This window comes from Novosphingobium sp., assembly GCF_037133355.1.
In the GTDB taxonomy this organism is placed as follows: domain Bacteria; phylum Pseudomonadota; class Alphaproteobacteria; order Sphingomonadales; family Sphingomonadaceae; genus Novosphingobium.
In genome coordinates, this window is sequence record NZ_JBAXOI010000041.1 from 1 (window position 1) to 10,508 (window position 10,508).

At 63.1% G+C, this 10,508-nt stretch carries 9 protein-coding genes; 6 read left to right on the forward strand and 3 right to left on the reverse strand.

Annotated features, from left to right (window positions below; all coding sequences use genetic code 11):
* The first annotated feature begins 394 nt into the window (after positions 1 to 394).
* Positions 395 to 2,467, forward strand: coding sequence for a PriCT-2 domain-containing protein (locus tag WCL10_RS20235; protein ID WP_336897449.1), 2,073 nt, complete (start codon positions 395 to 397; stop codon positions 2,465 to 2,467).
* Positions 2,468 to 2,833: 366 nt separating this feature from the next.
* On the forward strand, positions 2,834 to 4,039 hold the full coding sequence (locus WCL10_RS20240; RefSeq protein WP_336897450.1) for a site-specific integrase: 1,206 nt from the start codon (positions 2,834 to 2,836) through the stop codon (positions 4,037 to 4,039).
* A gap of 178 nt (positions 4,040 to 4,217) precedes the next feature.
* Here WCL10_RS20240 and WCL10_RS20245 read toward each other — a convergent pair whose 3' ends face one another.
* Both WCL10_RS20245 and WCL10_RS20250 read right to left on the reverse strand, forming a co-directional pair.
* Entirely contained in the window at positions 4,218 to 5,057 is an 840-nt protein-coding gene (locus tag WCL10_RS20245; protein ID WP_336897451.1) for a MarR family transcriptional regulator, read from the reverse strand.
* Between the two features lie 289 nt (positions 5,058 to 5,346).
* Complete coding sequence (locus WCL10_RS20250) at positions 5,347 to 6,636, reverse strand: adenylosuccinate synthase (RefSeq protein WP_336897452.1); 1,290 nt, start codon at positions 6,634 to 6,636, stop codon at positions 5,347 to 5,349.
* A 146-nt stretch (positions 6,637 to 6,782) separates the two neighbouring features.
* On the opposite strand from WCL10_RS20250, the gene WCL10_RS20255 reads away from it, so the two are divergent.
* The 4 genes from WCL10_RS20255 to WCL10_RS20270 all read left to right on the forward strand — a co-directional run bounded on the left by WCL10_RS20255 (position 6,783) and on the right by WCL10_RS20270 (position 9,132).
* Positions 6,783 to 7,124: a metalloregulator ArsR/SmtB family transcription factor gene (locus WCL10_RS20255; protein WP_336897457.1), complete on the forward strand. Its 342-nt coding sequence runs from the start codon at positions 6,783 to 6,785 to the stop codon at positions 7,122 to 7,124.
* Positions 7,121 to 7,783, forward strand: a complete 663-nt coding sequence (locus WCL10_RS20260; protein WP_336897453.1) for an MIP/aquaporin family protein — start codon at positions 7,121 to 7,123, stop codon at positions 7,781 to 7,783. Before WCL10_RS20255 ends, WCL10_RS20260 begins: the two co-directional genes overlap by 4 nt.
* Positions 7,780 to 8,190: an arsenate reductase (glutaredoxin) gene (gene arsC / locus WCL10_RS20265; RefSeq protein WP_336897454.1), complete on the forward strand. Its 411-nt coding sequence runs from the start codon at positions 7,780 to 7,782 to the stop codon at positions 8,188 to 8,190. Before WCL10_RS20260 ends, arsC begins: the two co-directional genes overlap by 4 nt.
* A 249-nt stretch (positions 8,191 to 8,439) precedes the next feature.
* On the forward strand, positions 8,440 to 9,132 hold the full coding sequence (locus WCL10_RS20270) for a hypothetical protein (RefSeq protein WP_336897455.1): 693 nt from the start codon (positions 8,440 to 8,442) through the stop codon (positions 9,130 to 9,132).
* 4 nt (positions 9,133 to 9,136) lie between these two features.
* Here the strand turns inward: WCL10_RS20270 and WCL10_RS20275 are convergent, their stop codons facing one another.
* The gene (locus tag WCL10_RS20275; RefSeq protein ID WP_336897456.1) at positions 9,137 to 10,264 is read right to left on the reverse strand and encodes an ATP phosphoribosyltransferase regulatory subunit; all 1,128 of its coding nucleotides are present in this window, start codon (positions 10,262 to 10,264) and stop codon (positions 9,137 to 9,139) included.
* Between the last annotated feature and the right edge of the window lie 244 nt (positions 10,265 to 10,508).

The following is a 10,508-nucleotide window of genomic DNA, read 5'->3' on the forward strand; positions in this document are numbered from 1 at the left end:
CTTCCAATGGGCAGACTCTACATCAGATCGAGGGATCTTTCGGGGGGCAGGTCAAAACCTCAGTAGCCAGAGCGACTGTGCTGAAAGCCCGTTAGCTTTAGAAAATATATTTTAGCAGGCCAAAGTATCGTAACTTCAGAAGTGCTAGATTCCACCCATAGCGGTGGGTTGACAACCAAAAACTTCCTGCCACGAAGACCTCGGTTGCGCCGGTTTACGCCGAGTAACTGCTATCCCCCAGTGGGATGGCTCTTTGAAATTGTAGATAGGATATTACAATGCATACGCAACTATTGCGTCGCGCACCCGTTATTGTGCGTGATTTTTCCAGCATCAGGAATGAACAGGCTCACGCCAAGTTCGCTCTGCCTGATGTTTGCCAGAAGGACTTCGTATGAGTGACAAGGTCACCCCTGCGAATGAAGCGAGCAGCCGCAAGATCGATCTCGGGGATCTGGACTTAAGCGGTCTTCTGAAACCTGATTTGTGCGAACTGTTCTCGTTCAAAACCAATCTGGACGGCGCACTTTTCTGGTTTGCTTTCGGCTATCGAGTCATTCCGCTCGTTCCGGGGGCTAAACGCCCGGTGGTTCACTACTTTCCATGGCTCGACGAGCTTTCGGAAGTGTCCATCAGGCAGCATTGGGAACAGAATCCGACCCACGAGGTAGGAGCCGTTCTCGATGAAACGCAACTGCTGCTCGATGCAGACAGCCCGGAATCGATCGAAGCGCTGCGCCGTTTGGAACAGCAATTCGGTATCGTTCCGGCGCTCGTAATCAAGACTCGCCGTGGTTTTCACCATCACTATCGCCTTGAGAAGGGGGCTTTTGCCAAGCCCGACTCTCACAGCACACTCGAATTCCCCGACCGCCTGGATGTCAGGGCGCACAGGAATTCTGCATTGCTGACGCCAAGCGAGGGCAAGTCGTTGATAACGCTGACAGCGCGCCATCGCGACGAACTCAGCCATGTCGGTCAGGATTTCATCGATGCAGTTTTTCAGCACAACGGACGCCCCGCGCCTCGACCGGCAAGGGACGAACCGGAAGAGCGAAGTGACGTCTCCATTCCGGCAACCGATATTGCCACGATTACCGCTTTGGTGGCCCATATCGACCCGGACTGCGGTTATCAGGATTGGCTGAATGTCTTGATGGCGATCTACCATGAGACCGGCGGAAGCGACGAAGGGTTCGCACTTGCAAACTCCTGGAGCAGCAAGGGCAAATCCTACCAAGGGCGCAAGGACATCGAGGTAAAATGGCGATCTTTCAAGGGTGACGTTTCCAAACCGATCACCATCGCCACTCTGATCGCCCGCGCGCGTGATGCCGGTGCCAATACCGCCGCGATCATGCACGATGATTTCCAGCCATGCAAAACCACGGTGATCCATGCGGAAATGGTCGAGGCCGAACCGGCTCCGGTCCCATCGGGGAAGGTCAGCCCGCTGGCGCAATACAGCCTGATCGGGCAGTCGGCAAAGTACGAGGCGCTAGCTCAGGACGCCACCCCTCTTCTCGGAGACATGTGTCATCGCGGCGAGGCAACGGTGTGGTACGCCAAGCATAATACCGGAAAGACGCTGCTCTTCCTCCATTTGGCGGTCGAAGCAGTGGAGCAGGGCCGCTTGGCGGCGTCGGACCTGTTTTTCATCAACGCCGATGACAGCAGTTCAGGCATCGCGGTGAAACTGTCGATCCTGGATGAACTCGGCGCGCATACGCTTGTGCCGGGACAGGGCGGTTTCAAGGCCGAAAATCTTGAAGCGCTGCTTTTGCAGGCGGTGAAAAAAGACGCCGCACGCGGAACGCTGGTGGTGATCGACACATTGAAAAAGTTCGTGGACCTGATGAACAAGAGGCAGGCCAGCGACTTTGCAAATGTCTGTCGCCAGTACGTCGCAGCGGGTGGCACCCTTCTCGGTCTCGCGCATGTCAACAAGCGTCGGAGTGACGATGGCAAGGCCATTCATGCGGGTACGACCGACATTCTGGATGATTTCGATGCTGGCTACATCATTGATGAGCTTAGCCTCTCGGGACATCCGGGGCAGAAGTTCGTCGAATTCCAGCGCCTCAAGGCTCGCGGGGGAGGTGTCCAATCGGTCGCCTATACCTATGCCGCAGAGGACCATGTTTCCTACGCCCAGCGCCTCGCTTCGGTTCGGCTGGTCGATCAGAACGATCTCGACGGTATCAAGCGAGTTGAAACCGAACGCTCGGATGCCGAATTGATCGCCACGGTCGCCGAGTGCATCGCCGCAGGCACCGATACCAAGATCGCATTGCGAAATGCGGTTTCTGAAAAAGCAAATGTCAGTCGCCGCGCTGCCACCCGCGTCATCGAACAGTACACAGGTGATGACCCGGTGCAGCACCATTGGCACTTCGTCCGAAAGGCGCGCGGAGCCATGACTTTCATCTTGCTCCCAAGGGAAGAGGGCGTCCGCCCCCAGCCCTGACGGCCCCGCACCGGGGAGCAGTTCAGGTTTTCGACCAGTTCAGGATTTCACCCGTTCAGCCACTTTCACCGCGCCAAGGGCCAGGAAGGGTGAGCGCTGAAATTCTGGACTGGCTGAAAAGCTGGCCTGCCAACCGGCGCGCAGGTTCTCAGAATGTCAGGTTCGCGGGGTGACCACTACCGGCCCCGGAAGCGCCAATCTCCAGACCCTGCGTGGCCGGGGGCAACCCCCGCCAGCAGAACCGCCAAAAATTTGCCGCTGTAGCCCCACCGGACGCCGAAACCGCGCCTCGGGTACATGACCCCTGCGCGGGCCGGGGCGGCGCTCTGCAGCAATGAACTATCGCACTTTAGAAAGGAACCCACCATGGCAGTTGTGCGCATGGATGCCGCCTTCTTGAACACCCTTTGCCCCGCGCTGGTCCCGCAGGGTAAAAAGAAGGTGAACTACTACTCCGACCGCGACACAGGCTTGATGATCGAGCTGAGTGCCAATGGCCGCGCGGCCTACTACCAGCGCTTCACCAATGAGCATGGACGCCTCCGAGCTATCCGCCTAGGAGCTGTCGGCGAGATTACCCTCGATCAGGCCCGCAAACAGGGTGCTAAGATCCGGGGCCGTGCCTCCCTTGGCGAGGACCCAGCCGAGACCAAGCGTGAGAAGCGTGCAACGCCCACCTACGGCGAATATGCACCCCGCTACCTCGCCCACACTGCGACCTACCAGCGCAGTCCGGACACCACAGAACAGTATATGCGCAAGCACATCCTTCCCCGATGGCAGAAGGTCCTGCTTTCGGACATTCGACAGGAGGATGCTGCACTCTGGTTGGGTGAGATGGCACAGAAGGGCTTTGCCCCGGCAACCATCGAACGTGCCCGCGTGGTGTTTTCGCATTCACTGAAATTGGCGCTGCAATGGGGTGTACCGGGCCTGACCAAGAATCCGGTTGTCGGCATTCCCCGGCAACCGCTTAACAACGCTCGCGAACGCTACCTCACCACCGAGGAAGCCCAACGGCTCAGGCAGGCGGTGGAGCAGTCCCGCAACAAGCAGCTCAAGTACATTGTCGGGCTGCTCATTCAGTGCGGTTGCCGTGTCAGTGAGCTCCTTCAGGCCGAGTGGTCACATTTCGACCTCGATCGTCGTCTCTGGCGCGTCGCTCAGTCAAAATCGGGCAAGGCCAGGTTTGTGCCTCTGTCACAAGGGGCGCTGGATCTGATTGCCGAGTTGCCGCGCTATAAGGGCTGTCCCTACCTGATCCCGAATCCAGCCACGCTGAAGCCATGGGTAGGGATCTTCATGAGCTGGGACACCGCACGTAAGCAGGCAGGTTTGCCGGATCTTCGCATCCATGACCTGAGGCACAGCGCTGCTTCATTCATGGCCGCTGCCGGGATCGATCTCTACACCATCGGCAAGGTGCTTGGTCACGCGAACTACAAGACCACCACCCGCTATGCCCACTTGGCGAACGATCAGCTCATTGCGGCTGTCGAGGCTGGGGCAGCGAAACTTGGCGTCGATTGGGCGGCAAAACCGGTAAAGGAGGAGGAACCGGCCGCCCCCTGACGTTGCACCCACCTGGCCACCCCTGCCCAATCCTTGGCTCGTGCTGAGGATTGGGTCTGGGGTGGGTGGGCCAAGCTACGCCGATACTACCAAGGCCCCTTGCTGTTTCCGCCCTTTAGACCGGATTTCCGGCGGGAATGGGGATGGTGTGGGTCGGGTAAACCGAGGGCACCAAAACTCAGGCTGCTGCCTTGAAATATATCGATTTCCCAGAAATCTTTGATGTCATGTCCCACGCCGGATCGGCGAAGAGATCGCCTTCGAAGAAGCGCGCGCGCAGCTGGCGCTGCCGGATGATCTTGCGCACGAGACGCGGATCGGGGAGCGGCGGGCGTGCCGTCCTGACCAGCCGGTCGGTGCCTTCATCGAGCCGGCCGTCCTCGTCCGGCCCGTCAAAGCGGAACGCGGACGCCTGGGCGGCGGCACCACCCGAGGTGGAGGACAGCGCCTCAAGCTTCTGGGCAATCTGGCCGACCTGCTCGGTAAGGCGCAGCAGCGCCAGGCGGTCTTCCTCCGAAAGTTCGCGCACCCGGTTGCCCGCGCGGGCGAGCGTGCGGCCGAGCGCGATCACGCGGTCAGCGCGGCTGGGCGTGACGAGGATTTGCGCCTCGCTTTGATCAAGGCAGCCAAACACATCGTCGAGCGAGCCGATGCTGGTGGAGACGACAAGCTGCGCCCCGATCTTGGCCGCGCGCAGATCGAGCCGGGCAAGCGCGGCCAATTCGGCGCCATCGATCACGGGGCAATCGACGAGCACCAGATCGCCGAGCACATAGTCATGGCCGGCAGGGCCGGGTTCATCCGCAAGCAGATTGGCCAGATCGCTGGTCTGCGCGATGCGCAGGCCCGCGGCAGCGGCATCCTCCTCCATCTCCGCGCGCAGATAGCTGCGATCGGCGAAGATCGAGACGGCAAGCGCCGAAGTGCCGCGATCCTGCACGCGGCCCCGCATCTCCACCACGCGCGGCGCCCGTGCGTCCGCGGTGCCATAGTCGAACTGCCTGGCAGCCTGTCCCATCGAAAGTTCACTCCGTAAATGCCCGTATGCGAACAAGAGTGGAACAAAACAGGTTCAGGTCAAGATCATTTGCCTCGATTTTGGATGAAGCGCGACGCGATGCATGCGATCCCGACACATCAAGGTACGCAAATCCGGCATTATCCGGCGAAACGAGCAGGATGCATTCCGCAGGGTAAATCCGCTGCCGGCTCTCCTCGATCACCGCTCGCCGGGGACATTTCCCGTATGCCGGATGCTCAGCGGAACGGCCACCTGCCCGATTCGGCAGGCAAGCCGCACCCCTGGTTCAGTCCACGAACGGATCGCGCACGAGGATCGTGTCTTCGCGTTCCGGGCTCGTCGAGACGAGCGCAACGGGGGTTTCGATCAGCTCCTGCACGCGCTGGATATATTTGATCGCCTGCGCCGGAAGATCGGCCCACGAGCGAGCGCCGGCAGTCGTGCCCTGCCAGCCGTCCATTTCCTCGTAGATCGGCTCGACCGCGGCCTGATCGGCGGAATGGCTGGGGAAGTAGTCGAGGACTTTTCCGCGCAAACGATAGCCAGTGCAGATCTTCACCTTCTCGAACCCGTCGAGCACGTCGAGCTTGGTAAGCGCGATGCCGGTGACACCGGAAATCGCGCAGGACTGGCGCACCAGCACCGCATCGAACCAGCCGCAACGGCGCTTGCGCCCGGTGACTGTGCCGAATTCGTGGCCGCGCTCACCCAGCCGCTGGCCGATTTCATCCTCCAGCTCGGTCGGGAACGGGCCCGAGCCGACGCGGGTGGTATAGGCCTTGACGATGCCGAGCACAAAGCCGGTCGAATTGGGGCCAAGGCCCGAGCCCGATGCAGCGGTGCCAGAAACCGTGTTGGACGAGGTAACGAACGGATAAGTGCCGTGATCGACATCGAGCAGCACGCCCTGCGCGCCTTCGAATAGGATGCGTGCGCCGGCCTTGCGCACCTTCTTCAGGCGCTTCCACACCGGCTGGGCGAACTGCAGCACAAAGGGCGCAATCTCGCGCAGTTCCTCAAGCAGCGCCGCACGGTCCACCGGCGGCTGGCCGAAACCGGCGCGCAAGGCATCGTGGTGGGCACAAAGGCGCGCGAGCTGCGCGTCCATCGCATCGAGATGGGCAAGGTCGCAAACGCGGATCGCGCGGCGGCCAACCTTGTCTTCATAGGCGGGGCCGATGCCTCGCCCGGTGGTGCCGATCTTGCCCGATCCGGCCGCCGCCTCGCGCAGGCCATCGAGATCGCGGTGGAGCGGCAGGATCAGGGGGCAATTGTCCGCAATCGCGAAGTTTTCTGCATGAATGCTGACGCCCTGCGCGGTGAGCTTCTCGATCTCCGCCTTGAGCGCCCAGGGATCGAGCACCACGCCGTTCCCAATGATCGACAGCGTGCCGGTGACAATGCCGGAGGGGAGCAGCGAGAGCTTGTAGACCTGATCGCCCACCACCAGCGTGTGGCCGGCATTGTGCCCGCCCTGGAAGCGCACCACCACATCGGCGCGGCTGGCGAGCCAGTCGACGATCTTGCCCTTGCCCTCATCGCCCCACTGGGCGCCGATCACGGTCACGTTGGCCACGGTGCCTGGCTGTCCTGTTGCAGTTTGAAGTCGGCTGGCGCCCTAGGGGAGAGCGCGGGTTAGGGCAAGGCGCGAAGGGGTCGAGACTGGCTTCACCGAGTTATTTCGATTATCGCCGAACTATCGAATCGGAGAATGCGATGGTGATGCCTCTGCCCCGCGCGGTAGACCTGCTTTCGGCGCTGGCGCAAGGTAGCCGTCTCGCCGTGTTTCGCCTGCTGGTGAAGGCGGGGCCCGATGGCCTGCCCGCCGGAACCATTGCGCGGGAAGTGGGCGTGCGGCCCAATACGCTTTCGACGCACCTCGCCATCCTCGAACAGGCCGGACTGGTCACGGCGCGGCGCGAGGGGCGCTCGGTGATCTATGCGGCGGACTATGGCGCGATGCGGGCGCTGCTGGGCTTTCTGGTGGACGACTGCTGCGGCGGCCAGCCGGACATCTGCGCGCCGCTGGCCGGGCTGATCCCCGCCTGCGGAGCCGAGGCATGACGCTGGCGCGGCGGATCGCTGCCGAAGCGCTCGGCACCGCGCTGCTGCTCGCGATTGTGGTGGGCTCGGGCATCATGGGCGCGCGCCTGGCCGGGGGCAACGATGCCATTGCGCTGCTTGGCAACACCGTCTCGACCGGCGCGGGGCTGGTGGTGCTGATCCACGTGTTCGGCCCCATTTCAGGCGCGCATTTCAATCCGGTGGTGACGCTGGTCATGGCGCTGCGGCGTGAGCTGACAGCGGCGCACGCACTGGCCTATATCGCGGCGCAGGGCCTCGCTGCAGTGCTCGGGGTTTGGCTGGCGCATGCAATGTTTGGCGAGGCCGTGCTGCAGGTTTCCACCCATGCGCGCGATGGGTGGGGCCAAGGGCTGGCGGAACTGGTGGCGACCTTCGGCCTCATCGGCACGATCCTCGGCGTCTCGCGCAGCCGGCCCGAATTCACGCCCGTCGCAGTGGGGCTCTACATCACCTCGGCCTACTGGTTCACCGCTTCCACCTCCTTCGCCAATCCGGCGGTGACCCTGGCGCGCAGCCTGACCGATACCTTCGCGGGCATCGCGCCCGCCTCCGTTCCGCTTTTCATCGCCGGACAACTGGCGGGGGCGCTCGCCGCCCTTGCCGTGTTCGGCTGGCTTCTGGCAGAGGACCCGGCATGACCGACGCATTTCCCATCACCATCTACCACAACCCCAAGTGCGGCACCTCGCGCAACGCGCTCGCTATGATCGAGGCCGCCGGGTACGCGCCCGAGGTGGTCGAGTACGTCAAGGTCGGCTGGAGCCGTCCGCAGCTCGACGCGATCCTGGCCGGCATGGGCGCCGCCCCCCGCGAGATCATGCGCACCAAGGGCACCCCCGCGGAGGAACTCGGCCTCACCGATCCCGGTGCGAGCGACGAGGCCATCCTCGCCGCGATGGTCGAGCATCCGATCCTGGTGAACCGGCCGATCGTGGTAACGCCCAAGGGCACCAAGCTTTGCCGGCCTTCTGAAGCGGTGCTGGAGCTGCTGGACAAGCGGCCGGAGAGCTTCACCAAGGAAGACGGCGAAGTCGTCAGACACTGACCTCGCGCCTTTTGGCCGATGGCGCGCATGCCCTGCCGTCCTGCAGGTCTCCCGCGGCGATACTGCAACGCATTGCTTCGCTCGCACCAGCAAGACAGTCGCGATATGCGCCGCTGCAGCAGTGCCTATTGAGCGCTTAATTCGCTCATCAATACTGTAACATTGGAAGGTTATACGCGGCTCAGCAAAATTTGACATAATTTTTACAAAAATAAACCTTGGAGAGATGTTTCGACATTCGGGGGGTTTATGAAGATCTGCAATTTTGCACTTGCCGCCGTCGCCCTGACAATCGCCGCACCGGCAGAGGCCGAGGAGGATGCTTCCGGCGGCGTGCCGGTCGGTATCCCCATCGCAATGCCGGACGCCGGAGCCGAAGCCGGGTATCTGTTCACACCGCTGATCACCGTCCGCGCCGGCGCTCCGTTCCTGAAGCTCGAACAGCGCATCGCGCCGGGCGCCGCCGGCGAGGATGGCCGCGCGCGGCTGCGGTCCGGCCTCCTGCTCGCCGATATGTTTCCATCGCGGAGCGGCTTCCACATTTCGGGCGGCCTGCGCTTCCGCCGCAACAAGGCCTGGGCGCTCGGAACGCCGACGGCCCGCGCGACTTACCTCATCGATGGCAGAACCTACTCGGCAGGCGAGGTCGGCACGCACAAAGCCGATACCACCCCCGCGTCCGCTGCGCCGCTGGTGATGATCGGCTATGGTGGGGCCCTTTCCAGACGTCTTGCGTTCGGAGTGGAAGCCGGGGCGCTGCTTCATGGCAGCGCCATGGCCAACCGGCTGACGATCACCGGCAGCTGTGCGAACCCAGTGCCGGCGCCTTATTGCGGCACGATGGGTGCCGATCTCGACGCGGAACGGCTGGGCGTTCACCGCGATATCAGCCAGTACCGGGTCTATCCGCTGGTCCAGCTACGGATGGGGTACCGCTTCTGAGGCGTCAGGCCGGCGGACACGGAACCGGCTCGCCGCCCTGAAGCACATGGGTGCAGCCAAGCGCCGCCGCGCTGTCCGCCTCGCTCAGCGCCGCCACGGTGCGCCAGCCGATGCTGCGCAGGCGGGCGGCGACATCGCGGTCATGGCCGAGCGGCAGGAACACGCTGTCCTCGCCGCGTTCGGCATCAGCGACTTGCGCGATCAGGGCATCGGGATAGAGCGAAAAGCCGGTCGCGACTTCGCCCGCCCCGGCGCCTGCAATCCGGTACGTGCCGCCCCGGCCCAGCGCGCCGCGCACGCCATCGGCATAGAGCGTGAAGCCCAGCCACGACTGATACTCGAAGCCGTGCCGTTCGGACGGATCGAGCGTAAGCCGCGCAGTGCCGCCGAGCGTCGCGGCAATCTCGCGCAGCGCGGCGATGCGGCTGGCGAGCGCGCCGCCCGCATCGATTGCCGCAAGCTTTTCAATGGCAGTATCGAAATCGCCGGTGGCGTAGAGCAGCGGGACATAAGCCTCGCCGCCCGCATCGACGAGGCCGCCCGCATCCTTGGTATCAAGCTCGCGCCGCACCGCCTCGATCTGATCTGCTGCGAGCGGGAAGGCCTTCGCCGCCAGGGTATCAACCAGATCGGGCAGCGTGAAATCGACGCTGACGCCCTGCGCCCCGGCGGCCTGCAGCGCCTCGATGGCGATGGCGACAACCTCGCAGGCAGCGGCGACATTGTCCGCACCGATCAGCTCCGCCCCGCACTGCAGCCGCTCGCGCGCCGGATCGAGCGCATCGCCCTTGATCGTCAGCACCTGCCCCGCATAGCACAGCCGCAAGGGCCGCGCGGCGGCGGCGAGGCGCGTGCCGGCGATGCGGCCGATCTGCGGCGTATGGTCGCTGCGCAGCGCCATCATGCGCAAGCTTGCAGGATCGACAAAACGGAACATGCGCCGCTGGTTGATCCCGTCCATCCGCGCGGCGAGGCTGCGCTCGAACTCGATCATCGGCGGCAGCACGCGGTCATAGCCGTGGCCGTGCATCACATCCTGCAAGCTGCGCATCACGCGCGTCGTCGCAGCGGCTTCGCGCGGCAGGCGGTCTTCAAGGCCCTCGGGCAGGAGATCGGGGTTCGGTTCGGTCATGACCGCTGCGCCCTAGACCAGCCGCCGCGAGAATCGAACCCCAAATGCGCGGGGCCACCTGTCGGAATTCCTTACGGTTGACACGGTTGACACAGTCCTGAGGAATAATGGCATTCGATCAGTGGGGCGGATTTGATCGAGCGGGACGATTAGTTGGGGTCTGGGCGTAGGCGCGGGCTTGTGGCATTTACTGAACCGCCCCGGGATTGCCGGAGGCCATTCGGCTTGAATTATGCTGCCATGG